Origin of the sequence: Pseudomonas sp. 29 (assembly GCF_002754355.1) — a bacterium.
GTDB lineage: Bacteria > Pseudomonadota > Gammaproteobacteria > Pseudomonadales > Pseudomonadaceae > Aquipseudomonas > Aquipseudomonas neuropathica.
Map to the genome: position 1 here is coordinate 4,799,098 of NZ_PEEY01000001.1, position 26,732 is coordinate 4,825,829.

At 58.5% G+C, this 26,732-nt stretch carries 22 protein-coding genes and 4 tRNA genes; 15 read left to right on the forward strand and 11 right to left on the reverse strand.

Features of this window, described 5'->3' with window-relative positions:
- Window positions 1-17 precede the first annotated feature (17 nt).
- The 3 genes from CLU80_RS22300 (at window position 18) to CLU80_RS22310 (ending at window position 3,560) form a co-directional block, all read left to right on the forward strand.
- On the forward strand, window positions 18-329 hold the full coding sequence (locus tag CLU80_RS22300) for a cupin domain-containing protein (RefSeq protein ID WP_095051094.1): 312 nt from the start codon (window positions 18-20) through the stop codon (window positions 327-329).
- Between the two features lie 105 nt (window positions 330-434).
- Complete coding sequence (locus CLU80_RS22305) at window positions 435-1,586, forward strand: TDT family transporter (RefSeq protein WP_099759396.1); 1,152 nt, start codon at window positions 435-437, stop codon at window positions 1,584-1,586.
- Window positions 1,587-1,685: 99 nt separating this feature from the next.
- Window positions 1,686-3,560, forward strand: a complete 1,875-nt coding sequence (locus CLU80_RS22310; RefSeq protein WP_099758409.1) for an MFS transporter — start codon at window positions 1,686-1,688, stop codon at window positions 3,558-3,560.
- A 114-nt stretch (window positions 3,561-3,674) separates the two neighbouring features.
- Here the strand turns inward: CLU80_RS22310 and sugE are convergent, their stop codons facing one another.
- The 3 genes from sugE to rdgC form a co-directional block, all read right to left on the reverse strand.
- A complete protein-coding gene (sugE, locus tag CLU80_RS22315; protein ID WP_003223093.1) occupies window positions 3,675-3,989 on the reverse strand; it encodes a quaternary ammonium compound efflux SMR transporter SugE in 315 nt (104 codons plus the stop codon).
- Between the two features lie 119 nt (window positions 3,990-4,108).
- A complete protein-coding gene (locus tag CLU80_RS22320) occupies window positions 4,109-5,074 on the reverse strand; it encodes a bile acid:sodium symporter family protein (protein ID WP_099758410.1) in 966 nt (321 codons plus the stop codon).
- Between the two features lie 148 nt (window positions 5,075-5,222).
- Complete coding sequence (gene rdgC, locus CLU80_RS22325; protein WP_064390914.1) at window positions 5,223-6,143, reverse strand: recombination-associated protein RdgC; 921 nt, start codon at window positions 6,141-6,143, stop codon at window positions 5,223-5,225.
- 159 nt (window positions 6,144-6,302) lie between these two features.
- Here rdgC and CLU80_RS22330 point away from each other — a divergent pair.
- The 4 genes from CLU80_RS22330 (at window position 6,303) to CLU80_RS22345 (ending at window position 6,837) form a co-directional block, all read left to right on the forward strand.
- A tRNA-Val gene (locus CLU80_RS22330) sits at window positions 6,303-6,378 on the forward strand.
- Window positions 6,379-6,397: 19 nt separating this feature from the next.
- Window positions 6,398-6,474 (forward strand) — tRNA-Asp (locus CLU80_RS22335).
- 191 nt (window positions 6,475-6,665) lie between these two features.
- Window positions 6,666-6,741, forward strand: a tRNA-Val gene (locus tag CLU80_RS22340).
- Between the two features lie 19 nt (window positions 6,742-6,760).
- Window positions 6,761-6,837 (forward strand) — tRNA-Asp (locus CLU80_RS22345).
- A gap of 114 nt (window positions 6,838-6,951) precedes the next feature.
- Here the strand turns inward: CLU80_RS22345 and CLU80_RS22350 are convergent.
- Window positions 6,952-8,118 carry a catalase family protein gene (locus tag CLU80_RS22350; protein ID WP_099758411.1) on the reverse strand — a complete coding sequence of 389 codons (1,167 nt, stop codon included), beginning with the start codon at window positions 8,116-8,118 and terminating at the stop codon, window positions 6,952-6,954.
- Window positions 8,115-9,923, reverse strand: coding sequence for a di-heme-cytochrome C peroxidase (locus CLU80_RS22355; protein ID WP_099758412.1), 1,809 nt, complete (start codon window positions 9,921-9,923; stop codon window positions 8,115-8,117). Before CLU80_RS22355 ends, CLU80_RS22350 begins: the two co-directional genes overlap by 4 nt.
- A gap of 270 nt (window positions 9,924-10,193) precedes the next feature.
- Between CLU80_RS22355 and bamJ the strand changes: the two genes are divergently transcribed.
- The 7 genes from bamJ to CLU80_RS22390 all read left to right on the forward strand — a co-directional run bounded on the left by bamJ (window position 10,194) and on the right by CLU80_RS22390 (window position 18,082).
- Window positions 10,194-10,910 (forward strand): BamJ family beta-barrel-assembly machinery protein, encoded by a 717-nt coding sequence (gene bamJ / locus CLU80_RS22360; RefSeq protein ID WP_007919751.1) that lies wholly within the window; start codon window positions 10,194-10,196, stop codon window positions 10,908-10,910.
- A 294-nt stretch (window positions 10,911-11,204) separates the two neighbouring features.
- Entirely contained in the window at window positions 11,205-11,660 is a 456-nt protein-coding gene (locus tag CLU80_RS22365) for a YkvA family protein (RefSeq protein ID WP_007919749.1), read from the forward strand.
- A 112-nt stretch (window positions 11,661-11,772) separates the two neighbouring features.
- Window positions 11,773-12,114 carry a helix-turn-helix domain-containing protein gene (locus CLU80_RS22370; protein ID WP_093440125.1) on the forward strand — a complete coding sequence of 114 codons (342 nt, stop codon included), beginning with the start codon at window positions 11,773-11,775 and terminating at the stop codon, window positions 12,112-12,114.
- Window positions 12,111-12,482 carry a hypothetical protein gene (locus tag CLU80_RS22375; RefSeq protein ID WP_003223109.1) on the forward strand — a complete coding sequence of 124 codons (372 nt, stop codon included), beginning with the start codon at window positions 12,111-12,113 and terminating at the stop codon, window positions 12,480-12,482. Before CLU80_RS22370 ends, CLU80_RS22375 begins: the two co-directional genes overlap by 4 nt.
- Entirely contained in the window at window positions 12,483-12,890 is a 408-nt protein-coding gene (locus CLU80_RS22380; RefSeq protein ID WP_093440130.1) for an SEL1-like repeat protein, read from the forward strand. It abuts the gene before it with no gap.
- 241 nt (window positions 12,891-13,131) lie between these two features.
- On the forward strand, window positions 13,132-17,778 hold the full coding sequence (locus CLU80_RS22385; RefSeq protein WP_099758413.1) for an RHS repeat protein: 4,647 nt from the start codon (window positions 13,132-13,134) through the stop codon (window positions 17,776-17,778).
- Entirely contained in the window at window positions 17,768-18,082 is a 315-nt protein-coding gene (locus CLU80_RS22390) for a contact-dependent growth inhibition system immunity protein (protein WP_099758414.1), read from the forward strand. The genes CLU80_RS22385 and CLU80_RS22390 overlap by 11 nt, the downstream gene beginning before the upstream one ends.
- A gap of 95 nt (window positions 18,083-18,177) precedes the next feature.
- Here CLU80_RS22390 and CLU80_RS22395 read toward each other — a convergent pair whose 3' ends face one another.
- Entirely contained in the window at window positions 18,178-19,968 is a 1,791-nt protein-coding gene (locus tag CLU80_RS22395; protein ID WP_099758415.1) for a bifunctional diguanylate cyclase/phosphodiesterase, read from the reverse strand.
- A gap of 134 nt (window positions 19,969-20,102) precedes the next feature.
- Window positions 20,103-22,187, reverse strand: coding sequence for a carboxy terminal-processing peptidase (locus CLU80_RS22400; RefSeq protein ID WP_177413147.1), 2,085 nt, complete (start codon window positions 22,185-22,187; stop codon window positions 20,103-20,105).
- Window positions 22,188-22,325: 138 nt separating this feature from the next.
- Here CLU80_RS22400 and CLU80_RS22405 point away from each other — a divergent pair, with 138 nt between their 5' ends.
- Window positions 22,326-23,288: a zinc-binding dehydrogenase gene (locus tag CLU80_RS22405; RefSeq protein WP_093441598.1), complete on the forward strand. Its 963-nt coding sequence runs from the start codon at window positions 22,326-22,328 to the stop codon at window positions 23,286-23,288.
- Window positions 23,289-23,433: 145 nt separating this feature from the next.
- Here the strand turns inward: CLU80_RS22405 and CLU80_RS22410 are convergent, their stop codons facing one another.
- Genes CLU80_RS22410 through CLU80_RS22425 form a run of 4 tightly spaced genes read right to left on the reverse strand, consistent with a single transcriptional unit; the run spans window position 23,434 to window position 26,731 of the window.
- Window positions 23,434-24,087 carry an HAD family hydrolase gene (locus tag CLU80_RS22410; protein ID WP_099758417.1) on the reverse strand — a complete coding sequence of 218 codons (654 nt, stop codon included), beginning with the start codon at window positions 24,085-24,087 and terminating at the stop codon, window positions 23,434-23,436.
- A 34-nt stretch (window positions 24,088-24,121) separates the two neighbouring features.
- Window positions 24,122-25,111, reverse strand: coding sequence for an ABC transporter ATP-binding protein (locus tag CLU80_RS22415; RefSeq protein WP_099758418.1), 990 nt, complete (start codon window positions 25,109-25,111; stop codon window positions 24,122-24,124).
- Window positions 25,108-25,908, reverse strand: coding sequence for an ABC transporter permease (locus tag CLU80_RS22420; RefSeq protein ID WP_007916333.1), 801 nt, complete (start codon window positions 25,906-25,908; stop codon window positions 25,108-25,110). The genes CLU80_RS22415 and CLU80_RS22420 overlap by 4 nt, the downstream gene beginning before the upstream one ends.
- Entirely contained in the window at window positions 25,895-26,731 is an 837-nt protein-coding gene (locus CLU80_RS22425) for an ABC transporter permease (protein WP_177413149.1), read from the reverse strand. Before CLU80_RS22425 ends, CLU80_RS22420 begins: the two co-directional genes overlap by 14 nt.
- Between the last annotated feature and the right edge of the window lies 1 nt (window position 26,732).

Sequence of the window (26,732 nt, forward strand, 5' to 3'; positions counted from 1 at the left end):
TTCTCACGGATCGACCCATGAAGATTATCCGCAGCAAGACTTTCACTGCCGAGCGCGCTTGGGGCGCGCTGGACATCGCCAACATGAACGGCATCACCACGCGCCTGCACTGGACGGATCAGCCGTACAAATGGCACATCAACGACGGCGAGGAAGTGTTTGTGGTGCTGGATGGTCAAGTGCTGATGCATTACCGCGATCTGGGCGAAGAAAAACAGGTGCAGCTTGAGGTCGGTGACATCTTCTATGCGAGTGTCGGCACCGAGCATGTCGCCCATCCGCAAGGTGCAGCGCGGATTCTGGTGATCGAGAGCGAAGGCAGCGTCTGACTGCTTATTGGTAAAACAGATAACAGTTAGAGAAATTACCCGTTATATAGATATTCGATTCGGTTCTACCATGGACTCAACCTCACCAGAGGAGAGGACTCCATGATGACTTGCCCCAACAGCGCCAAACCCGGCATCAAACCGTTCCGCCAGCTTCAGCACCCGCGTGAAGTGATCCGCCAGTTCACCCCCAACTGGTTCGCAGCGACCATGGGCACTGGTGTGCTGGCGTTGGCGTTGGCGCAACTGCCATTGGCCATTCCAGGCCTGCACGCCATTGCTGAAGGTTTGTGGTTGTTCAACATTCTGTTATTCAGCCTGTTTACCGTTGCCTACGCCGCGCGCTGGATGCTGTTCTTCGACGAGGCCCGGCGGATTTTCGGCCACTCCACGGTATCGATGTTCTTCGGCACGATTCCCATGGGCCTGGCGACCATCATCAACGGCTTTCTGCTGTTTGGCCTGCCGCGCTGGGGTGACGGCGTGATTCACCTCGCCGAAGTGCTTTGGTGGATTGATGTGGCCATGTCGCTGGCCTGCGGCGTGTTGATCCCTTACATGATGTTTACCCGTCAGGAACACAGCATTGATCAGATGACCGCCGTCTGGTTGCTGCCGGTCGTGGCGGCAGAAGTGGCGGCGGCCAGCGGTGGTTTGCTCGCGCCGCATCTCACCGATGCCCACTCACAATTGGTGGTACTGACGACAAGCTACGTGCTCTGGGCCTTTTCCCTACCGGTAGCGTTCAGCATTCTGACCATCCTGCTGCTGCGCATGGCCCTGCACAAACTGCCCCACGAAAATATGGCGGCGTCGAGCTGGCTGGCCCTCGGCCCGATCGGCACCGGTGCGCTGGGCATGTTGCTGTTGGGCGGTGATGCGCCGGCGATATTCGCGGCGAACGGTCTGCCCGGTATCGGTGAAATTGCCTCGGGTGTTGGGCTTATTGCCGGCATTACCCTGTGGGGCTTCGGGCTGTGGTGGATGCTGATGGCGCTGCTGATCACCGTGCGTTACTTGCGTGACGGCATCCCGTTCAACCTCGGCTGGTGGGGCTTCACCTTCCCGTTGGGCGTGTATTCGCTGGCAACCCTGAAACTGGCGAGCACCCTGAACCTGACGTTTTTCAGCGTCGTCGGCACGCTGTTGGTGATGTTGCTGGCGCTGATGTGGCTGATCGTCGGCAAACGTACCGTGCAAGGCGCCTGGCGGGGCGAGCTGTTTGTCTCGCCGTGCATCGCAGGTTTGAAGAAATAACCGGAAAAGTTTAGGTAAGGTGTGGCCTGGATCGCTGTTCGAGAATCCAATAAGCAGTACCCAGGCCTCTCTACCTTAAACATCAGGGAAACACGGAAGATGAGTCACCCCTCACAGTTCAACCTGCTGCGCACCCGGCGCTTCTTGCCGTTCTTCATCACGCAGTCGCTCGGCGCGTTCAACGACAACGTGTTCAAGCAGTCGCTGATCCTCGCCATTCTTTATCGGCTGACCATCGAGGGTGACCGTTCGATCTGGGTCAACCTGTGTGCGTTGCTGTTTATCCTGCCGTTTTTCCTGTTCTCGGCACTGGCCGGGCAGTTCGGGGAAAAATTCGCCAAGGACGCGCTGATCCGTCTGATCAAGCTCGCGGAAATCGCGATCATGGCCGTAGGATCGGTCGGTTTTCTCTTCGATCACTTGTCGCTGATGCTGGTGGCGCTGTTCGCCATGGGGACCCATTCGGCGCTGTTCGGGCCGGTGAAGTATTCGATCCTGCCGCAGGCCTTGCGCGAGGATGAGCTGGTGGGCGGCAACGGCCTGGTGGAGATGGGCACGTTTCTGGCGATTCTCGCCGGGACGATTGGTGCCGGGGTCATCATGTCCTCTTCGCACTATGCACCGTTGGTGTCCTGCGCCATCGTCGGGATCGCCGTGCTGGGTTATCTGGCCAGCCGCAGCATCCCGCGCGCGGCGGCATCCTCCCCGGAAATGCGCCTGAACTGGAATATCTTCAGTCAATCCTGGGCCACGCTGAAACTCGGTCTGGGCCAGACGCCAGCAGTGTCGCGCTCGATCGTCGGCAACTCGTGGTTCTGGTTTGTCGGGGCGATTTACCTGACGCAGATTCCCGCCTACGCCAAGGAATGGATGCACGGCGATGAGACCGTGGTCACCCTGATTCTCACCGTGTTCTCGGTCGGGATTGCGCTGGGTTCGATGCTTTGCGAGAAGCTGTCCGGGCGCAAGGTCGAGATCGGTCTGGTGCCGTTCGGTTCGTTCGGTCTGACCGTATTCGGTTTGCTGCTGTGGTGGCATTCCGGCGGGATTCCCGACAGCGTCAGCGGCCACAGCTGGATTGAAGTGCTGGGCTTCGTGCACACCTGGGCGGTGTTGGTCGACATCCTCGGTCTCGGCATTTTCGGTGGTTTCTACATCGTGCCGCTGTATGCCTTGATCCAGTCGCGCACCGCCGAGAACGAGCGGGCAAGGGTGATTGCCGCCAACAACATTCTCAACGCACTGTTTATGGTGGTCTCGGCCATCGTCTCGATTGTGCTGCTGAGCGTGGTCAAACTGTCGATCCCGCAACTGTTCCTAGTGGTGTCGCTGCTGAACATCGGGGTCAACGCCTACATCTTCAAAATCGTCCCCGAGTTCAGCATGCGCTTCATGATCTGGCTGCTCAGCCATTCCATGTACCGCGTCGAACACCGCAACCTTGAAGCCATTCCGGATGAAGGCGCGGCACTGCTGGTGTGCAACCACGTGTCGTTTGTCGATGCCTTGCTGATTGGTGGCGCAGTGCGTCGGCCGATTCGCTTTGTCATGTACTACAAGATCTACAACCTGCCGGTGCTGAACTTTATCTTCCGCACGGCGGGGGCGATTCCGATTGCCGGACGGAATGAAGACATCCAGATTTACGAAAAGGCCTTCACGCGAATTGCTCACTATTTGAAGGACGGTGAGCTGGTGTGCATTTTCCCGGAAGGCAAGCTGACGGCGGATGGCGAGATGAATGAGTTCCGGGGCGGGCTCACGCGGATTCTCGAAGAGACACCGGTGCCGGTGATTCCGCTGGCGTTGCAAGGGCTGTGGGGGAGTTTCTTCAGCCGCGATCCGAACAAAGGGTTTTTTCACCGGTTGTGGTCGCGGGTGACACTGGTGGCAGGAGCGCCAGTGGGCGTTGATGCTGCTGAGCCGGCGAAGTTGCAGGTGTTGGTCGGGGAGTTGCGCGGGGCAGTCAGATAGCCGGCGATTTTAAGGGCCTCTTCGCGAGCAGGCTCGCTCCCACATTCGATCGCGTTCCGTCAGAGGAATACAATCAACTGTGGGAGCGAGCCTGCTCGCGAAAGCGGTAGTGGCCTAAGCGCTGACCTTGAGGCCAATCAGCCCGGTAATGATCAACGCCACACTCGCCAGGCGAATCAACGCCATCGACTCGCCAAACAGGATGATTCCGGCAATCACCGTGCCCACCGCACCGACGCCGGTCCAGATCGCATAGGCGGTGCCCAACGGTAATTCCTTCATCGCAAGGCCGAGCAGGCCAAGGCTGATGGCCATGGCCGCAACGGTCAGAACGGTGGGGAGCGGGCGGGTGAAACCGTCGGTGTATTTCAGGCCGACGGCCCAGCCGACTTCAAACAGGCCGGCGAAAAACAGAATGATCCAGGACATGAAAGACCTCCATCGATAGACGGGGTCGTCCCCAGATTAATAACTCGATCGAGCCGCAGGGTCGTCCCCGCGTTGCGCAATAGTGTGACGAGCATTAACCCGGGGATCAAGTTTGCGCCTCAGTCGGCCGCCTGTTGCGCCAGTGCCTCGCGGTCTTGTTTTTCACTCATGCGCCGGAAGTACGTCGACAGCAACGCGCCGGAGATATTGTGCCAGACGCTGAACAGCGCGCTCGGCACCGCCGCCAATGGCGAAAAATGCGCACTGGCCAATGCCGCGCCCAATCCGGAGTTCTGCATGCCGACTTCCAGCGCCAATGATTTACGCTGGGCCAACGGCAACTTGAACAAACGCCCAGTGAAATAGCCCAGCAGATAACCGAAGCTGTTGTGCAGCATCACCACGGCCATGATCAACAGGCCGGATTCGGCGATTTTCGCCTGACTGGCGGCTACCACGGCGGTGACAATGATCACGATGCTGACCACCGATACCAGCGGCAACACGTCCACGGCATGACGAACCTTGTCACCGAGCATGCGTTGGGCAACCACGCCGAGAATGATCGGCAGCAGCACCACTTGCAGGATCGACCAGAACAGCTCCATGAACGACACCGGCAACCACGCCGAAGCCAGCAGCCAGATCAGTGCCGGGGTCAGCAGCGGGGCGAGGAAGGTGGTCACGGCAGCAATGGCCACCGACAATGCCAGATCACCTCGGGCCAGCCAGGTCATCACGTTGGACGAGGTGCCGCTCGGGCAGCAACCGACCAGAATCACTCCGACAGCGATTTCCGGCGGCAGGTGAAATATCTGGCAGAGCAACCACGCCACACCGGGCATGATCACGAAATGTGCAACCACGCCCAGCGCTACGCGCCATGGATGGCGGGCGACAGCAGCGAAGTCGTCGAGTTTGAGGGTCAGGCCCATGCCGAACATCACCAGCCCGAGCAGCGGCACGATCGCGCTTTTCAGGCCGAGGAACCACGCCGGTTGCAGGAACGCAATCACCGCGAAAAGCAGAACCCAGTAAGCGAAGGTATTGCCGACAAAGCGGCTGAGTGCAGCCAGTGCGCGCATGGCCTGTTCCTTATTATTAAATGAACACCACAAAACAAATGTAGGAGTGAGCCTGCTCGCGATAGCGGTCTTTCAATCAACACATTAGTTGAATGTCAGTCCCTCATCGCGAGCAGGCTCACTCCTACAGTTTTGACATCACAAGGCTTTAGATGCCTTGAGGAGTCTCTTCCCCACCCAACGCTTCAACCAGCGCTGGCAGGAAATCGCCGAAGGTCAGCATCATCAGCGTGAAGCTGGCATCCAGCTGACCCAGTGCCTCGTCGCCACCGTCCTGCTCCGCCTGATCCTGCAACAGATCTTCGAACTTCAGACGTTTGACCGTCATCTTGTCGTCGAGCATGAACGACAGTTTGTCCTGCCAGGCCAACGACAATTGAGTGACGACTTTGCCAGTGCTCAGGTGCAGCTGGATTTCTTCGCTGGTCAGATCCTGACGCTTGCAACGCACGATACCGCCATCTTCGTGGGTGTCGCGCAGTTCGCACTCGTCCAGTACATAGAAGTCATCAGCGGCTTTTTGGGTGGTGACCCAGTCAGTCATGACCGCAGTCGGTGCCATTTTCACGGTCAACGGACGGACGGGCAGGGTGCCGATCACTTCACGCAGGGTCGACAGCAGGTCTTCGGCACGTTTCGGGCTGGCCGAGTTGACCAGGATCAGGCCCTGTTTCGGCGCGATAGCGGCAAAGGTCGACGAGCGACGGATGAAGGCGCGCGGCAGGAACGCCTGGATGATTTCATCCTTGATCTGATCGCGTTCCTTCTTATAGACCTTGCGCATCTGTTCGGCTTCGATCTCTTCGACCTTTTCCTTGACCGCGTCACGCACGACGCTGCCCGGCAGAATGCGTTCTTCTTTACGCGCGGAAATCAGCAGGAAGTCACCGCTGACGTGCACCAGTGGAGCATCTTCGCCTTTGCCGAACGGCGCGACGAAACCGTAGGTGGTCAACTCCTGGCTTGCACATGGACGCGCCAGTTTGGTGGCCAGTGCAGTTTCCAGCGCCTCGGCATCGACAGGCAGGTCTTGGGTCAGGCGATAGATAAGCAGGTTTTTGAACCACATGGGGTGAGTCTCTCCTTTATACAAAGGGGGGCATTATTGTCTTCGCCGTCCCATAGGCCAACCCTTCTCTAAGCCTTTGGAAGGCCTGAGAAAATTATTTAAAAAAGTGCTTGCCAGAGGTTGGGTCGCTCCGTAGAATGCGCGCCACACCGAAGCGAAGGGTGATTAGCTCAGCTGGGAGAGCGTCTGCCTTACAAGCAGAATGTCGGCGGTTCGATCCCGTCATCACCCACCATTCGTTTCAAGTGTTTAGCGCAGCGGTAGTTCAGTCGGTTAGAATACCGGCCTGTCACGCCGGGGGTCGCGGGTTCGAGTCCCGTCCGCTGCGCCATATTCGGTAACCTGGACCACTGAACGCCAGGTCACCACGGAAAAACCCGCCAAGGCGGGTTTTTTTCTGCTCCAAGGTTGTACCCGCGGGATGTGTCGTTTTACTGGTTTTCGGATTTATTTGAAAAAAACTTCAATTAAATCAACACTTTACGAAAACTTGTGGCATAATGCGTCCCGTAACGAAGCGAAGGGTGATTAGCTCAGCTGGGAGAGCGTCTGCCTTACAAGCAGAATGTCGGCGGTTCGATCCCGTCATCACCCACCATTCGTTTCAAGCGTTTCGCGCAGCGGTAGTTCAGTCGGTTAGAATACCGGCCTGTCACGCCGGGGGTCGCGGGTTCGAGTCCCGTCCGCTGCGCCATATTCGGAATCTGGAACACTGAACGCCAGATTCCACAGAAAGCCCGCCTAGTGCGGGCTTTTTGCTGTCCGGGATTTATTGATTTCATGTCCTCAAAGGTGCTTTGACACCGTTCTACTGCGCGGCATTCTGGCTGTGCCGATAATCGCTCACTGCCTCATACACCGCTTTACGCAAACGGTTGATCCCGCCAATCGGCCGATGCGCCTCAAGCCCGAACCACGGATTGAACGAAAGATTGTCACACGCCAGATTCAGCGCCGGTGTATCGAAGTCCTGCGGTGGCAGAGTGATCCGCGCCACGGTTTCAAACGGCGAATCCTGCTCGCGCCATTCGATGCTGGTGTCTTCGATCGGCATGTACTTGTTGGCATCCTGACGCTGGATCTGCAGGACGAAACACGCCGGTATCCGGTCCGTCGACAGTTGCTGGTTTAAGGCGCTGCGCAAGAAGTTCGGTAAATCATGATTCTGTTTTGGCAGTGTGTAGTCCGGGCAGTTTTCCGGGGCCGGCGCCACCCGAAACTTTGCATTGGCTTCACCAAATTTGTACGGCGATACCGAAAAATAAGTGGTCGCGGTCGGACTGTCCGGCGGCGGTGACAGGGTTGCGAGTGCAATAAACAAATGGCGGACCTGCCATGTGCGCGGGTCCCATCCCGGAAAAAATGCCATGACCTTTTTGCCGTCAGCCTGCGCCGACACGTTCTGACGATACTCGGCGACGTCACTGACAAAAAAGTTCGGGTGGCTGAACATCACAAAATCCTGCTCGCGCTGCTCCTGGCGGTCACGCAGCAAGGATTTTCCCGGCACATCGAGCAGTTTGATCGCCATCCCCCGGGCGTCGCGCAGACTGTCGAACTGTGGATAGGCATTGCCATTGGACAGGCGAATCATCGCTTGCCAGGTTTTTCCGGGCTCACTGAACACGCCCTGTCGCAGCGGTTGCGCCAGTTCCGGCAGCACTTGCACCTGCGCCTTCACGCAGCCATGGGCCTTGGCATGGGCGTCGCGCAGATAACGGGTGCTTTCTCGGTGTTGATCGACGATGCGTACGGCGGTCTGGATCACGTCCTGGGTCATCGCCGCTTCGCCGCTGGGAATCTGCTCCTGCGCCGACACCGGGCCACGGTGTTGCCAGGCAAACCAGACCGTAGCGATGGCCCAGCCGAACAGGCCGATGACGAGCGCTATCAACAGAACCTTGCCCAGTACACGACCCAGCCACAACCAGATTCTGGCCAGCAGCGACTGTTCTTTCTTGAAGGTTGAGATCATGGCAGTTGCGCCTCCAGTGGGCCGCCGAGGACTTTCAGGTACTCAAGAAGTGCCCAGCGTTCTTCGGGCTGTAATAGCCGGCCAATAACGCCGTTGCCACGTTCGCCGGCACGGAATTCATGGCCGCTGTTGTGGTTGCCGGTGATGCGCGTGTCGAACAGGAAGCCATTGGTAAACGCTTCGGTGCGATACCCCAAATGTCGCGGATCGTATTCGAAGGTGCCTTTGAAAAAGGTCGTGACGCGTTCATCCTGCGGCGACAACAACTCATAAATACTCGGCACTGAACCGTTGTGCAAAAACGGCGCGGTGGCCCAGACACCCGCCAGTGGGCGCGCCTTGTAAGCGAGTTTTTCGCGCACGCCGATGGGCAGGCCGAAGCCGTCCAGGCGTGGTTTTTCCTGCGGCGTGACGTTGGCTTCGCGATAGGCGCGGTCTTCGACGAAGGCGGTGACGTAAGCCAAGCCCTTGGCCACCGACATTTGGCTCAGGTCCAGTGGCGCCTTGGGTGTCGGATGCAGTTTGACGTCCATTTTTTCCAGCTCTTGCAGATCCCACTGCAGGGCTGTCAGGTCGAAACGGTGGTTGGCGATATTGTCGGCAGCGGTCGGGTCGGTGCCGATGACAGCGACCGGCAGCATGTGCAAATGCTGCACCCAGCGCTCACCTTCCTGAGTCTGGCGCGGTACGTGACAACCGGCGCAGTTCTCGACAAACAGCGTGCGGCCCTTGGTTGCCAAGGGTTTGTCGATGGCGCCAAACAGATCCTCTGGCCAGGCTGGTGGCTTGAGCCTTTGCAGGGTTTCTTCGATTTTGTGCAGATCACGCACACGCACGCTGGAGGCATAGCGTGCTTCGCCTTGCAGTGGCTGGCCGTTGTCATCGAAAAAATTCAGGGTGGCGCCGACGCCCAACGCTTCACCGATATTGCGCGCCATCGGCTGCTGCGCCGAGCCGTTCCACTGCACCCAGTCGAATGACCACATATCCCAGAGCTGTGGATAATCCACCGGGGCATTGGCCACGCGGTAGTTGGCGGGGGAAATCGCATCGCCAAACGTCGCGTTGGCAATGCGTCCGAAGGCATCGGCGCGGCCGGGGCCTTCTTCGGTCGGGTAGAGGCCGCGATGGGTATCGTTCCAGGCGACTTTGAGGAATGTATTCAGTGAGGTTTTGAAGTCTTTGCGCAATTGCTCGTGACGCGCGTCGTATTCGTCGCCCAGCACGGTTCTGGCGAAACGTTCGAATTTCCATGGGTTGTAGTAAGTCGCGGTCAGACTTGCCACCAATGCCTGTCCGAAACTGCCGCCGCGCAAAGTAGGCACACTGGACGGCAGCACATGTTGCGCGGTACCTCCGTCAATTCGCACGGCCTGACCTTGGAAGCGCAATTCGCCGGTGTGGCAAGCGGCGCAAGTGATGTCCAGATATTGTTCGGTGCTGCCGGGATTCTGATGTCGGGCAAAACCGACGGGGAGGTTGCCGGGGTTGGTCGTCGTGGCTTTCTGCTGCGGGTCGATCAGAAAACCGAAACGCGCCAGGTAATCAGGCGAGGCGAAACGTTGCGCCGAGAAGGGCAGTTCCAGCGCCTGGAACCACTCATAGCGCAGGCCTTTGACCTGCGTACCCTGGGGCGTGAAATAGTAGGTTTGCCGGTCTTCGTCACTCCACTGATTGAGGTAATGCACCTGCTCGGCGGGGGTGTAGAAGGGCAGTTTCGGATTGGCGACGTAATACAGGACCACGGCGAGAACCAGTCCCAGCAGCACGACGATCAGGGTCAGCACACGGAATAAGAGGCGCAAGATAAACATCCTTGTCGATTTGTTCCGCTGTTATGCCTGAGCCTAGCCCTGTGCGGCAAGTGGCCATTACGCCAGATGATGCAAGAAGAAACGACGCCGATTGCCGGGACGAGATGACAGAAGCTTCATCGTCGCTTCGCGCCAATGCGTTTTAATCCCTGAACTTATCGGAAGATTCCTGCTCTCATGCCGGTAGCCATTGGTCGTGGCGGCCTGATAAGCTCGCGGCTTTACTCGATTGCCCTTTCGGCGCATGAACAAGGAAATAGCATGAAACAGCATCGGTTGGCGGCGGCGGTTGCCCTGGTTAGCCTGGTCCTCGCGGGTTGTGATTCGCAGACCAGCGTAGAGCTGAAAACCCCGGCGCAAAAAGCTTCCTACGGTATCGGCCTGAACATGGGCAAGAGCCTGGCTCAGGAAGGCATGGATGATCTGGACTCCAAAGCGGTAGCCCAGGGCATCGAAGATGCCGTCGGCAAGAAAGAACAGAAGCTGAAAGATGAAGAACTGGTCGAAGCCTTCGCCGCGCTGCAGAAGCGTGCTGAAGAGCGTATGGCCAAGATGAGCGAAGAGTCGGCAGCCGCCGGCAAGAAATTCCTCGAAGAAAATGGCAAGAAAGCTGGTGTGACAACCACCGCTTCCGGCCTGCAGTATGAAGTCGTCAAGAAAGCTGATGGCCCACAGCCTAAGCCGACTGACGTAGTGACCGTTCACTACACCGGCAAGCTGACCAACGGCACCGTCTTCGACAGCTCCGTCGAGCGCGGCAGCCCGATCGATCTGCCGGTGAGCGGCGTGATCCCGGGTTGGGTTGAAGGTCTGCAACTGATGCACGTTGGCGAGAAGTACAAACTGTACATCCCTAGCGATCTGGCTTACGGCGCACAGTCGCCAAGCCCGGCAATCCCGGCCAACTCGGTTCTGGTCTTCGACCTGGAACTGCTGGCCATCAAGGATCCAGCCAAAGAAGCCGCTGCTGCCAAGTAATCGGTAATGGGTCTGACAACAACGCCTCGCTTATGCGGGGCGTTGTTGCATCTGGACCCTGGCAAGGGTAAACAGAGCGAACCGATGGCGGTCGGGAGAGTCATAGCCAATGAGACTGCCATCGCTAGCCGCCCTGAGCAGCCAAGTCAATGAAATATTGGGGTTTTTTATGTGAGTAAAAAACGCCCGATCTGAGCGCAGCCCTTATGAAACGGGGCTTTCAGCGCTGAAATGCAGCTCTGTTCACAAGGTTATCCACAATTTGTGTGGATAACATTTCAACGGGAGGAATAGATGAAAGCTCCGTGGAATTTCGCTCGATTCCTGCCCTTGGCCGGCCGTCTGCTGGCGCGTGGCCGTTTACCGACCTTACTGTTTGCGGTTGCCAGCAAAGGCGCCGCGCAAGGCAATCGTCTCGGTAAACTCAAGGACGATTTACGCTTGCTTCAGGCATTGTGCCTGGCCTACTGGCGCGGCGAGTACCGCGCTATCAGTGGCAAAGCCCTGGTGTCGGTGGTGGCGGGTTTGATGTACTTCCTCAGCCCGGTGGACGCGATTCCGGATTTCATTCCCGTGTTTGGCATGCTCGACGACATCGCCGTCCTCGCCTGGCTGATGAAAACCCTCGACGATGAACTCAATGCGTTTCGCCTGTGGCGCAACCGTCAGCAACCGGAAAAACTGGCAGTCGTCGAACGCCTGCCGGATACCCCCGAGCAACTGCAACTGCAGGGGCCGAAAAAAACCTGATTCTCAGCACCCACCTACAGATAGATACCCCCCGCGACCTTAGCCGCTGTTAGGATTACACTTCTAGGGAAAAGTGCCGACTCGCTAAGTGTTGTTGTCCTACGGGGTAGTCATGGATATTCAGATAATTGCACGCGATGGCGAACCCGAATACGCGGTTCTGCCGTGGGCTCAGTATCAGGCTCTACTAAAAGCAGCAGGCATCAACGAAACACCGTCGCGTCCGGCAGCCACGCCGCTCGCGGCCTCACCAGACGCGATTCTTCCAGGTCTGGATCAACTACGCAGTTTGCGCGAAGGGAAGGGCATCGCCATTGAGGCGCTGGCCCGCACGGTAGGCATCAGCCCGTCTTATCTGGCCATGATCGAAAGTGGCGAGCGTCAGCCCGACGCCGCGATTCGCCGCAGCCTGGCTTGGGAATTGACGGTGCCAGGGTGGAGGGATGAATCGTGAGCGTACGCATCAGTCGTCAACATTGGGACGGATTGCTCGGGGAACTTGATCAGGCGCGTCGCCAGCGCCATCTGCTGACTTATCGGGCCTTGCTCGAGCGGTTGCAATTGCCGACGCCGGCCATGCAAACCCTGACGGCCGCGCTTGAACATCTGGCCGCGCTGGATGCCAAGGCCGAACAACCGTTGCGCAGTTCGCTGGTGATCAGCCAGGGCGCCAGTCGCCTGCCGCGCACGGGTTTCTTTGAATGCGTTGAACGTCTGGGGCGTTTTTCCGGGCCATCCGACGGCGTTGCCGCGGCTTCCTGGCATGCCTCGGAAGTGGTCAGGGTCTTCGAGTACGAGTACCCGGAATCGGCAGAGGCCTGAGTGTTTTTACGACTCAAGGCGCGGGCCAGTTACTGGCTGGCGCGCAGGCTGTTTCACTGGTCGTGGTTTGTCCGCCAACCGCGAGGCTGGCGCTGGCTCGAAGGTCAGTTTGCGCGCATGGCTAACCTTGGCGATGTCGGTGCACAAAGCTTCTACGGGCACATCCTGACCTTTCGTGGTGTCGGCCTGGGTGCACGTGAAGAAGGAGTGCGCCTGTTGCGGCTGGCCGCGCTCGCGGGTGATGGCAAAGCGGCTTATCAGGTCGGCGTGATCAGTTTGGCCGGAACGCCGAGCAAACCGCCGGATCCTGCCGAAGCCGCACGCTGGTGGGGCATGGCGGCCAAAGCCGGGCACCCGTTGGCGGAGCTCAAATTGAAAGAGCTGAGTACTCGCGACTCAACACTGTAAATCCATTTATGTCTGCCCGAACAAACGCGGCGTGAGGTTTTCCTCACGCCGCGTTTGCGTTTTTGCGCGGTTGTTTATCTGTGAGTTGTTTTTTACAGACAAGTCCTACAGTCATCGCCTACTTGCCTGACTTCTTTCCCGATTGATCCCCCGCACAGTTCCCGCGCCTAATTTTTTTGCGCGAGGGAACGCCCATGTTTGATCCGCTTATCCAGCCCACTTCGCCCACCCGCGTGCGTTGATGGACGCCGTCACCCGCATCGAGCAAGCACTCGACAGCTTTCCCGACACCCTCAGCGTTTACCGCGAACAGCTCAAGCATTGGGCCAGTCGCGCGGCGGACGAGGTCAGCCACGCGGCGGATCTGCCGTCACTGGTGGGCATGGAGCGGATCATTCGCTTCGGCTCCGATAGCACTGCCGTCAGCAGCACCGACAACGCGTTTTTCTCCGGTGTCGTCCAGTGCCCGAAGAGTGGCCCGATGCTGATCGAAAGCAAATTCGAGTCGGTCTACGACATTCCGCTGGGCAATATCGTGGTCGATGTGATCGCCATGGACAGTGGCGAAACCACCCCCATCACCCTTGATGCGCAAGGCAAGGGCTCATTCAAAGGAATACCTGGCAAATTCTACCGGGTGCAGGTGCACAGCGCTGTCACTTCGGGTCAGGTCGAGGACCTGTTCAAAGCCTATGACGGCCTGACTGCTGAGCTGGATGGCTGGCTGCGCAGTGAATGGCAGGGTTTAAAGCCGCAATGGTCGCAGTCGGTGGCGACGGCGGCGGGCAACGGCATGCTGGCCGGGAGTTGGGCGGCGATCGAGGGCGTGTGGGACAGCATTGGCTTGCTCTCGGACATTCTCAAGGATCCCGGTCAGTTTGCTGAGCGCTTGGGCAGTGGTGCGGCGGATCTGATCGAGCTGGCGAAAACCGCGCCCGAGGTCATGGAGAAGCTGCAACTGCTGGTCAGTGACGAGGCGGCGCTGTGTCTATTGCTGCGCACTGCCAGCCTTTGGCTGGAGATGCTGCCACCCAGTGAAATCGCCGGCAAAACTGCTGAAGCGGCGTCGATGATGATGGTGCAGTTGCTCATCGATGTGCTGATCAGCGTCGTCTTGACGTTCGTCAGTGGTGGCGCAGGCATCGCTTATCTGACGCTGCGTCTGGCGGACCGCGCCGTGCAATTGCTCTCGGCGGTAAAGCGTTTGGTGAAGGCGATGTTTGGCATCGTCGAAGGGTTCATCAAATACGTCGATCAATACAAAACCGTTGCCGCCCGTGGCATCGCCGCCGGGGTGAAAAAAGGCCGGATGCAATTGCGCTGGAATGCGCAGCGCAACACCTTGTTGAAGAAAGACGAGCATCACGACGACTCGCCGGATCAGGCGAAAAACCCCAACGGCGACAGCGCCGATTGCGTGCCGCGTACCTGCACCAACGGCTGCCCGGTATCGATGGTCACCGGTGAAGAACTGCTGACCCTGAACGACGCGGTGCTCGATGGCGTGTTGCCGTTTGAGTTCACCCGCTTGTATCGCTCGAGCGCCGTCGAAATCGACGTCGGGCTGGGGTTTGGCTGGAGCCATTCGCTGGCGCATCGGCTGGAGTTTTTCGCTGATGAGGTGGTTTGGGTCGATCACGAAAACCGGCGTACCCGTTTTCCGTTGCCGAGTAGTGAGCGGCCGGCGATTCACAACAGTTTGTCGCGGGCGGCGATTTTTCTGGGCGAGGAGCCGGAAGAGCTGATCCTCGCGCTGGCCGGGGACACGGCGCGCTTTTATCACTTTCGTGCAGGACGGCTGACGGCGATCAGCGATGCCTATGGCAACCGTCTGACGGTGCAACGCGATCGCTCTGACCGGGTGCAGCGCCTGGACAATGGCGCCGGGCGCTCACTGCTGTTGCGCTATGAGCAGGCGCAGTTGCTGGGTGTTGATTATCAGGTGTTTCGCGAGGGTGCCTGGAGTACCGAACAAGCACTGGTCAGTTACCGCTACGACGCCTACCGGCACCTGATCGAAGCGACCAACGCTGTCGGTGACAGCGAGCGTTACGACTACGACGACGCTCACGTGATTCTGCAGCGGCAACTGGCTGGCGGTGCGAGCTTCTTCTGGGAGTGGGAACGGTCGGGGAAAGCCGCGCGCTGCGTGCGTCACTGGGCATCGTTTTCGCAGATGGACACGCGTTACGTCTGGAACGATGACGGCAGTGTCGCGGTGCATTACGTCGATGGCACCGAAGAGACCTACGTCCACGACGAACGTGCGCGGCTGGTGCGTCAAGTCTCGGCGGATGGTGGCGAGCAGCTAAAGGCTTATGACGCCTCGGGGCGTTTGATCGCCGAGCAGGATGCGTTAGGCGCTGTCACCGAATACCGCTACGACGACGTCGGACGGCTGATTGCGCTGATTCCACCGGATGAGGCGCCCACGTCCTACGAGTATCGCAACGGTTTCCTGCATCGGCGTTCGCGCGGCGAGGCGGTGTGGATCTACCGGCGCAATGCCGAGGGTGACGTCACCGAAGCGGTCGACCCCGACGGTCAGGTCACCCATTACTACTACGACACCCGGGGGCAATTGCTGTCGATCCGCTACCCGGACAGCAGCCGGCATCGTTTGGTCTGGAACAGCCTTGGCCAGTTGACCGAGGAAACCCTGCCCGAAGGTGGCGTGCGGCGCTTTTCCTACGATGCACTGGGGCGGCGGACCACGACTGCGGACGAACACGGTGCGGTCACCCGTCAGCACTGGGACGCCGTTGGCCGACTGATTCAGACGACATTTCCTGGCGGCAGCACCCGCGCCTACAGCTACGGCGCCTACGGTCAGGTCACCGCCGAGCGCGATGAACAGTGGCACATCACCCGTTATGAGTATGACGACGATCTGCACCTGGTCTCGCGGCGGATCAACCCCGACGGCACGCGGGTGCAGTACCGCTATGACCATGCGCAACTGCTGCTCACCGAGATTGAAAACGAATCCGGGGAAAAGTACCGGCTGGACTACACGTCGACCGGGCTGATTCGTCAGGAAAGCGGTTTTGACGGCCGCCGCACCGCCTATGCCTACGACCTCAACGGGCATCTGCTGGAGAAGACCGAGTTCGGTGATGACGGCTCTTGTTTGCTCACCGCTTATGAACGCGATACCGCCGGGCGTTTGCTGGTCAAAACCCTGCCGGACGGGATCAAGGTCAGTTATCAGTACGACCGCCTCGGTCGTTTGATTGGGGTCGATGACGGCCAGCAACATCCTTTGGCCTTCGAGTACGACCGTCAGGACCGGCTGATCACCGAGCATCAGGGCTGGGGCACCCTGCGTTACCGCTACGACGCCTGCGGCCAGCTCAAGCGCATGCGCCTGCCGGACAACAGCGTGCTCGACTACCGCCACGCCAAGGGCGGCGCGCTGAACGGGATTGACCTCAACGGCGCGCCGCTGACCCGCCATGTCTACCAGTCCGGTCGCGAACTGCAGCGCCAGCAAGGCCTGCTGCTCAGCGAATATTCCTACGACGATCAGGGACGATTACTCGCCCACGCCGTAGGCCATCAGCGCGATGCCCTGTACCGCCGCGATTATGCCTACAGCGCCAACGGCAATCTCGCGCACATCGCCGACAGCCGCCACGGCCAGCGCACCTACGGCTACGACGCCCTCGACCGGCTGATCCGCGTACGTCACTCACGCGACGAACTGCCGGAATCCTTCGCCCACGACCCGGCCGGCAACCTGTTGATGCAGGACCGCCCAGGTCCGAGCCAGATCCAGGGCAATCGCCTGCTCATGCAGGGCGACCGTCATTACGACTACGACGCCTTCGGCAACCTGATCCGCGAACGTCGCGGCCGCGCGCAGACACTCGTCACCGAATACCGCTACGACAGCCAGCACCGCCTGATCGGCCTGACCCGCCCCGACGGCCAGACCGCCAGTTACCAATACGACGCCTTCGGCCGGCGCATCCGCAAAACCGTCAACGGCGAGATCACCGAATTCTTCTGGCAAGGCGACCACCTCGTCGCCGAAAGCAGCGAAAGCGAATACCGCAGCTACGTCTACGAACCCGGCACCTTCCGCCCGCTGGCACTGCTCGACGGCAAAGGCCCGAAAAAAGCCTGCCCCTTCTACTACCAACTCGACCACCTCGGCACCCCGCAGGAACTCACCGACTACAGCGGCGACATCGTCTGGTCCGCGCAATACGACGCCTACGGCAAAGTCGCCGCCCTGACCCTGGCCGGCGAGGATTACCTGAACCAGCCGCTGCGTTTTCAGGGGCAGTATTTCGACGGGGAGAGCGGGCTGCATTACAACCGGCATCGGTATTACGACCCGCGGCTGGGGCGGTATCTGACGCCGGATCCGATCAAGTTGGCGGGTGGGTTGAATCAGTACCAGTACGTGCCGAATCCGACGGGGTGGGTGGATCCGTTGGGGTTAGCTTGCACTCCGTGCCCTGGAGCGATACAGGCAGATGGGCCCTATAGTGAAATTGTTCCAGGTGGGGGATTAGAGGCCCACGAGTCTCGAGGTGGACATGCTATTGCAAGACATGTCAATAGATCGGAGGCTCAACTGAGAGCTAGACTACTGGCTGAGCCGAACATACCTATTGCGTCAACATTTCTTAATAGGGCAGAGGCTGAAGCTGCACTCTCGAATGTTATCAGGAACAACAAAGTCGATATTGATAATTTTCTAGCAGGTAACGCAAGTAAATTTGTGATCAATGAGCGAGTGTCTGCTCCTGCTGGTGTGGGTGTTCTGAGACAGAGTGGAACACTAGAACCGTTGTTTAGTATTAGATTAGTGCTGCGACGGGATGCAACTTCACCACTTGGTTACTTTATTTTGACGGGTTTTGTAAATGACAACTGAAGATTTTCCTAGCCTTTTCCAGTTTCTCGGAGCCTATTTTCATGAGGATTGGATGTGTGAGTTTGCCTTCGCAGATGATGTTGTCAGATCTTTCTTAGCCGATTCAGACTGTAGCGCAGTGGAGAGAGTGATAACGGAAATCGATGCCTTGCTGGCGATGAATATGACAGAAAATAAGTTTCGAGATTTCTTACTGAAGGAAATTGGATGTTGTTACTGCTATTGGCATGACTGGCAAGACGGAAATGCGTGGTTAAAGCACATTTCTGTACTTTTCAGAGAAGCTTCACGCAGTAACATTTAGGTGTTCCTGGATGAGCCTTCATCATTTTTGATCTACAGAGATATTGGTTTGTAAGTTGTCACTTCGCTAGCAAGTCCGCTCCCACAGGGCGCAAGTCAACGTTGTCCGATTAACTGTGGTGAATGGACGTCGGGAGTGGCAAGACTATCAATCACATGCACGCTATACCCCGGAATATTCTTCGCATGATGCTTCGCCTGCGATGCCATCTCGGCAAGTTGACTGGCATCAAGTTGTGCGCAGGCTTCGGGGTGTAGGTGCACCACACCGATGGATAGCGACAACAGCGGAAACTCCTGCCGCACCCCCTGGCGATTCGGTGCGATGAAGCAGCCAGCTTCAAGGTGTTCAGGGCGATAGAAGCGCCGGCACTGGCTTTGAAAGTCGTCGAGCAACTGGTTGAGGCGTTTGCGCCAGTCTTCCGGGCCGAGAACTAGGAGGAAGTCGTCGCCGCCAATATGGCCCACGAAGTCGCGGCTCGGGTCGACGCGCTCGTTGAGGCATTGCGCCAGACACAGCAGGACTTCGTCGCCGCGCCCGTAGCCATAAATGTCGTTGAAGGGTTTGAAACTGTCGATGTCGACGTAGCAGATGACCGACTCGCGACCCTGCTGTAACAGGCGAGTCAGGCATTGTTGAATCGGCACATTACCCGGCAGCAAGGTCAGTGGATTGGCATAACGCGCCTGTTGAATCTTCAGTTCGGTGATCAGTTTGAGTACGTCGATCACCCGGCCAAGACCCAGGTAGCCGCCGTTAAGAGTAATGATGAAGTCTTCTTCGATGCGTTGCCGCGCGCGGCTAGTGATCAGGCGGCTGACCTGTTGCAGCGACTGGCTCATTTCCACGGCGAGGAAGTCGTCGTTCATCAGGCGGCTAATCGGTTTACGCGCGAACAGGTCGGTGGCGAACGGTTTGAGCAGGGCATCCGACAACGAGTGGCGGTGGACGATGCCGCAGGGTTGGCCTTGTTCGTCGAGTACCGCCAGTGAGTTGAGGTTGGCCTGGCGGCGGAAGGCCTCCAGCACGTTGGCGGTGGGTGTGTCGCGGTGCACGGCCGGTTGGTCGTTGAGCAGGGCGCTGAGGTCGCTGCCTTCGTCGTTCAGCGCAACGCTGTTGCTGTCGTGTTTGGGCATCAAGGCGCGGGCGTCGCGGGGCGGATGTTCCTGAGGACGACCGAGCAAGTAACCCTGCACCAGATCGACACCCATTTCCGTCAGCACCGCGAGCTCTTCCGGCAGCTCGATGCCTTCGGCGATGACTTGTGCGCGAGAGGCTTTGGCGATTTGCAGGATTGAGCCGACGAACTCTCTCTTCAGCGCGTCCTGATGAATGCCATCGATGAAGTGTCTATCGATCTTCACGTAATCCGGGCGCAGCTCCGACCACAGACGCAGGCTTGAATAGCCGGCACCGAGATCATCCAGTGCAATGGAAAAACCCATGGCCCGGTAGTGATGCAAGGCGGTTTGCAGCAACTGGAAATCGTCGATGGGCGTCTGTTCGGTCAGTTCGATGACTACCTGACTCGGCGGAATGCCGAAATCCTGCAGCAGCTGTAACGTGCGCCCCGGTTGGTGGGCGGCTTCAAGCAAGGATTCCGGCGAGACGTTGAGGAACAGTTTGCCCGGCAGTTGTTGCTCGTTGAAGCGACGGCAAGCGCTTTGGCGGCAGGCGATTTCCAGCTCGCTCAAACGCCCGGCCTGACGGGCCACGGCGAACAGTGCGATCGGCGAGTGAAGAGGGCTGTTGGAAGGGCCGCGCGTGAGCGCTTCGTAGCCGAGAATGCGCCGTTCCGAGAGACAAATGATCGGTTGGAACAGGCTGTGTAAACCGCTTTGAGTCAGGATCGAGCTCAAGGCACTCAGCTGTTCGGTCGTGGTCATGGCAATCTCTGGCGATAAAAAAAGGACTGGGAGCGTTCTCGATGAAGAGAATGGCTCCCAGTCCTTTATTGCACGACAGAATGATGACTGTTTGATGACGATCCGGGGATCGTCAGCACTAAATTGCCATCACCTTACTTCTTGGCCACCTGATTGCTCAGCTTCAGGTAATCCAGCAGCACGCGCCCGGTTTCGCTCAGGTAGGCATCGTCTTCCGGTTTGACCTTGTCCGGGTCAGCAGCCGCAAGGGCGTCTTCGTCTTCCTTCTTCAACTCTTTGAGCGGCTCTTCGCCTTTGGCCTTGCGACGGATGTTTTCCATCGTCAGTTGCTTGGCATCGATGTCGTTGTGCTGGGCACGGCGCTCGGCTTCGTTGAGGCTGACGGTTTTTTCTTCCATCAGTTTCTGCGCCAGAGCCAGCTTGTCACGGATGAACACGAACTCGGCATCCTTGGCGGTGCGCGTGTCATGCTCGGACTTGAGCTGCGCCAGGAACGGCTTGAACGGATCGGCCGCCGGTTTGATCGCTGCGCGGATGGTGTCCCACGGCATGGCTTCCGGCAGAGCGCTCTCGCCGATTTCCTTGGTGTCGATCAGCGACGGGTAGTCGATGTCCGGCAACACGCCCTGATGCTGGGTGCTCTGACCGGAAACCCGGTAGAACTTGGCCAGAGTCAGCTTCAGTTCGCCATGGTTCAGCGGCTGAATGGTCTGCACGGTGCCTTTACCGAAGGTCTGGCCGCCGATGATCAGCGCGCGGTGGTAGTCCTGCATGGCGCCGGCGAAGATCTCCGAAGCCGAGGCGGACAAGCGGTTGACCAGCAACGCCATCGGGCCTTTGTAGAACGCGCCCGGGTTTTCATCTTCGAGGACGTCGACACGGCCATCGGCATTACGCACGAGGACGGTCGGCCCCTTGTCGATAAACAGACTGGTCAGTTCGGTGGCTTCCTGCAAGGAACCGCCGCCGTTGTTGCGCAGGTCGATGACCACGCCGTCGACTTTGTCTTTCTGCAGTTCGGTCAGCAGTTTCTTGACGTCGCGAGTGGTGCTCTTGTAGTCCGGATCACCAGCGCGGAACGCCTTGAAGTCGAGGTAGAAGGCTGGAATCTCGATGACGCCGAGCTTGTAGTCCTTGCCGTCCTGTTTCAGGTTGAGGATGGACTTTTTCACGGCCTGGTCTTCGAGCTTCACCGCTTCACGGGTGATCGGCACGATCTTGGTGGTCTGGTCGTTCGGCGCATTGCTCGCCGGAATCACTTCCAGACGCACCACGGTGCCTTTCGGACCACGGATCAGTTTGACCACTTCGTCCAGACGCCAGCCGACCACGTCGACCATCTCTTTGTTGCCTTGGGCAACACCGATGATCTTGTCGGCCGGGGCAACCTGTTTGGTCTTGTCAGCCGGGCCTGCCGGCACCAGACGCACGACTTTCACTTGGTCGTTGTCGCTCTGCAACACGGCACCGATGCCCTCGAGGGACAGGCTCATGTTGATGTCGAAGTTTTCCGCGTTATCTGGCGACAGATAGTTGGTGTGCGGGTCGTACGACATGGCGAAGGTGTTGATGTACGCCTGGAAGATGTCTTCCGGACGGGTCTGGTCCAGGCGCGCCAACTGGTTCTTGTAGCGCTTGGTCAGGGTTTCCTGGATCTGCTTCGGCTCTTTGCCGGCGATCTTCATCCGCAGCACTTCGTCCTTGACGCGTTTGCGCCACAAGTCGTCGAGTTCAGCGGTGGATTTGAGCCAAGGTGCGTCCTTGCGATCAATCAGCAAGGTCTCCTTGGTGGTGAAGTCCATCTTGTCGACGCCTTTGTTCAGCTCGGCAAGGGCGAAGTCCAGACGCGCCTTGACGCGGTCCAGATAGCGCTTGTAGATGGTGAACCCGGCGTTGAGGTCGCCGCTTTTGAGGAAGTCGTCGAACTGGGTCTTCCACTTGTCGAATTCGGTGATGTCGCTGGCCATGAAGTAGCTGCGCGACGGATCCAGCAGCTTGAGGTAACTGTCGTAGATGATCACCGAGCGCGCATCGTCGAGCGGCGGCTTGCTGTAGTGGTGACGCTTGAGCAACTCGACGACGTTCAGGCTGGCGATGACTTCATCGCGATCAGGCTGCAACTTGTCCCAGCTGTTGGCTGCGAATGTAGTGCCCGACACCGGCAACAAACCGATACCGATGAAAAGAGCGAGGGCGGTGCTGGGGAGCAAATGCTTCATGCTGATTCGACGCGGGGACAATTGATAACGCATATTAGGCCGTCTTTGAAGTCGCCGGTTCTACGAGAGCCGGTCGCATAATGCAAAAAGCCCGGCGCTACAGCTTCGGGCTCAGTCCAGACTCACTATGGAGGCACTGTGAAGGCATTGCAAGGCGTTGACGGTCAAGTGGCATGGGTTGAAGAGCCGAGTCCTACGTGCGATGTAGGACAAGTCCGCATCCGAGTGGCGGCAGCGGGCCTTAATCGCGCTGATTTATTACAGAAAGCGGGGCTTTATCCGCCACCACCAGGGGCCAGCCAAGTGCTCGGTCTTGAGTGCTCCGGGGTGATCAGCGAGGTCGGCGCGGGGAGTGCGTGGCAGGTCGGTGATCGGGTTTGCGCCTTGTTGGCCGGGGGCGGGATGGCCGAAGAGGTGGTCGTCGACGGGCGGCACGTGCTGCCGGTTCCCGAAGGCGTCTCGCTGATCGAGGCCGCCGCATTGCCTGAGGTTTATGCAACAGTCTGGCTGAATGTGTTTCAACTTGCGGCGCTCAAACCAGGTGAGAAAGTTCTCCTGCATGCCGGCGCAAGTGGAATCGGTTCAGCCGCCATTCAGTTGTGCAAGGCGTTCGGCAATCCGTGCTGGGTCAGCGTCGGTTCGGCCGAGCGTCTGGCTTACTGCGAAGCACTCGGCGCGCAGGGCGGGGTGGTGCGCACCGATGATCTGGAGAGCCTGCGTGATTTCGGGCCGTTCAATGTGATTCTCGATCCGGTCGGCGGTAATTATTCGGCGCTGAACCTGAAGCTGATGGCGCTCGATGGGCGCTGGGTGTTGATCGGTTTGATGGGCGGCCGTGAGGCCAAACTGGATCTGGCGCAGGTCTTGGCCAAGCGTGTGCAACTGCTGGGCTCGACGTTGCGCAGTCGTGACGATCAGTTCAAGGCGGATCTGTTGAGTGATCTGGGTCAGCAGGTGTGGCCGTTGTTTGCGGAAGGGCGGTTGAGTCCGCAGTTGGCCAAGGCGTTTGCGGTGAAGGATGCCGAGGCGGCGTTTACGGAGCTGGCGAGCAACAAGGTGGCTGGCAAACTGGTGTTGGTGATTGACGAAAGTCTGAGCTGAGACCAAGGCAAAAAGCCCCTCACCCTAACCCTCTCCCAAAGGGAGAGGGGACTGACTGAGTTGTTCTGTCGAGGTACATCGACCTGACACATCGAGTCGAACTCATGTTCGGGGTGTCAGCCTGCAATTGCAGATTAAATCTTTGTCATTTCCAGAGGTGGATTGGCCAGTTGGCCTTTTCGGCGTGTTCCAGCAGCACTGGGTCCGGATTCACCACGTGCGGGAAATCCACTTTCAGCAACAACGGCAGATCATTGCGCGAGTCGGAATAGAAACTCGCACCTTCCAGATTTTCTTCCTCGGCATCCAGCCATTCCAGCAAACGGGTGATCTTGCCTTCGCGGTAGGTCAGGGTGCCAACGGTGTGACCGCTGTAAACGCCATGGGCGACTTCCAGTTCGATCCCCAGAATTTCATCGATGCCCAGTCGATCGGCAATCGGTTTGACCAGATGCGTGCCCGACGCCGAGATCACCAGAATCCGGTCGCCTGCCTTACGGTGGGCGGCGATGGTCTTGGTCGCGTCGCTGAAGATGATCGGTTCGATAAAGTCTTCCACCCACGGCCCGACCAGATGATCGACTTCTTCTGGCGTACGGCCGATCAGCGGTTCGAGGCTGAACTCCATGTACTCTTCCATGCGCAATTTGCCATGGCTGTAGGCGTCCATCAGCTCGTTGTTCTTGCGCATGAACGATTCGGGATCGACCCAGCCCAGGCGCCCCATCTGCTCGCTCCAGAGGGTGGCGCAGTCGCCGTGGATCAACGTTTCGTCCAGATCAAAAATTGCCAGGGCCATCAGTGCAGTTCTCTCTTCAACGTCAGCAAAGTCATCAGGCTACCTCACACAGGGCCGTTGGATCGATGGAAAGTGCCAGTCGCTGACCGTCGGGATGCAGATCGGCCGCCGAGCGGTTGAGCACATCCACCACCAGTTCGACACCGCGCGCTTCGATCCGGTAGCGGATGACATTGCCGAGCAGGCTGTGGCTGCGGATCTGCGCGTCGAGTTCGCCGTCAAGGCTCAGTTCGATGGCTTCCGGGCGAATGGCGATGCGGTGGTTGATCGGGCGCTGCAACAGCTTTGATGCGTCGTCGGCATCAAGCAGGTTGTAGTTGCCGATGAAGCCGGCGGCGAACACATCGACCGGTGCGGTGTAGAGGGTTTCGGCATCGCCGCTCTGGACGATTTTTCCCTGATTCATCAGGAAAATCCGGTCAGACATGGTCAGCGCTTCTTCCTGATCATGGGTGACGAAAATCGTCGTCAGGCCGAGTTCGCGTTGAATCTGCCGGATCTGTTCACGCAAGTGTTTACGAATTCGTGCATCAAGGGCCGACAGCGGCTCATCCAGCAGCAGCAATCGCGGACGCGTCACCAGCGAACGGGCAAGGGCAACACGCTGACATTGGCCGCCGGACAGTTGATGCGGATAGCGGCTGGCGAAGTCGTTCAGTTCAACCAGTTTCAACACTTCCGAAACGCGTTTATGGCTGTCGTCGGCATTGACCTTTTGCATGCGCAAACCGAAGGCGACGTTTTGCTCGACGGTCATGTTGGGGAACAGCGCGTAGCTCTGGAACACCATGCCGATCCCGCGTTTCTGCGGACTCAACGGCACGATATCGACACCATCGAGCAGGATCTTGCCGCCATCGACTGGCGTCAGTCCGGCGATGCAACGTAGCAGGGTGGACTTGCCGCAACCGGACGGGCCGAGCAGGGTGACGAACTCGCCCTTGTTGATCTCGCAATTGATGTCGCTGAACACGGTCGTGCCAGCGTAGTTTTTCTGCAGGTGTTGGACGCTGACATAGCTCATTCGCTTTTGTCCTTGTTCAAGATGTTGGCGATCCAGGTCAGGACCAGCACGAAAAAGAAATATGAGATAACCAGGGCACTGGTGAAGTGGCCGCTGCTGTTGCGCATGTTGTTCAGGTACACCTGCAGGGTTTCGTAGCGCGTGCCGACCAGAATGTTGGCAAACACGAACTCACCGAACAGGAACGAGAACGACAGCAGCAACGCGACCATCAGGCCTTTGCGCAGGTTCGGCAGCACCACCAGAAACGCCGCCTGAAAGGTGCTGGCGCCGAGCAGTTGTGCGGCGTCCATCAGGTCGCGCAGGTTGATCGCTTGCAGGTTGTTGGTGATTGCCCGGTACATGAACGGCAGTGCCACGGTGAAGTAGCAGCCAATCAGGATCCACGGTGTACCGACCATGGCCATCGGCCCGGAACCGTAAAGTTGCAACAGTCCCACCGACGACACCACCGGCGGCACCGCGAAGGGCAGCAGGATGAGGATGTTCATCAGCGCATCGAGTTTCGGAAAGTGGTAATGCACCACGAACAGCAGCGGCAGGATCAGCACCACTGAAAGCACCAGTGCGCCGACGCAGACCAGCAACGATTGACCGAAGGCGTGCAGGAAACGTGGATCGCTCCACAACTGGATGTACCACTTGAAGGTGAAACCGCTGGGCAGGATGGTCGCTGACCAACTGCTGGCGATCGAATAAACCAGCGTGCCCACGAGTGGCAGCAAGAGTATGGCGAACAACAGATAAACCACGACGCGGTGGTAGAGGCCGGCCGGGCCGGATTCAGCGCGAGACATGGTAGCTCCTCTTCAACAGCAGTTGATGCACGACAGTGACGATGGTCATCAGCGCCACCAGCACCACGGCCAGAGCGCTGGCCAGATTCGGGTCGAGGGAAATGTCGCCGGAGACCATCGCCGCAATCCGGATCGGCAGCACGTTGAAGTTGCCGGTGGTTAACGCGTACACCGTGGCGTAGGCACCGAGGGCGTTGGCCAGCAGGATCACGAATGTACCGAGCAGCGCCGGGGTCAGCACTGGCAAACCGATGTGCCGCCAGAACTGCCAGCCGTTGGCGCCAAGCAGCGCAGCGGACTCGCGCCAGTCTTCACGCAAGGCGTCAAAGGCTGGGTAGAGCAGCAGCACGCCGAGGGGAATCTGGAAGTAGGTATAGAGGATGATCAGGCCGGTTTTCGAGTACAGGTTGAAGTCCTGAATGATCCCCGACTGCTTCAACATGATGGTGATGCTGCCGTTGAAACCGAGCAGGATGATGAACGCGAACGCCAAAGGCACACCGGCGAAGTTGCTGGTCATGTTGGCAAAGGCATTCACGAAGTTGCGCAGTTTCGAATCGACCCGACGCAGGGAGTAGGCACCGAGAACGGCGATGACGATGCCGAACACGCTCGACCAGAAACTGATTTCGAGGCTGTACTGGATCGCCTGCAAATAGAACTTCGAGCTGAAGATCTTGCTGAAGTTGGCCAAACCCCAGCCGAACTCTTCCGATTGCAAGCTGTTGATCATCACCCAGACCAGCGGGGCGATTTCAAAGACGATAAAGAACAGCGCGAAGGGCACCAGGCACAGCGCCGCCAGCCATTTGCCGCGATTCATC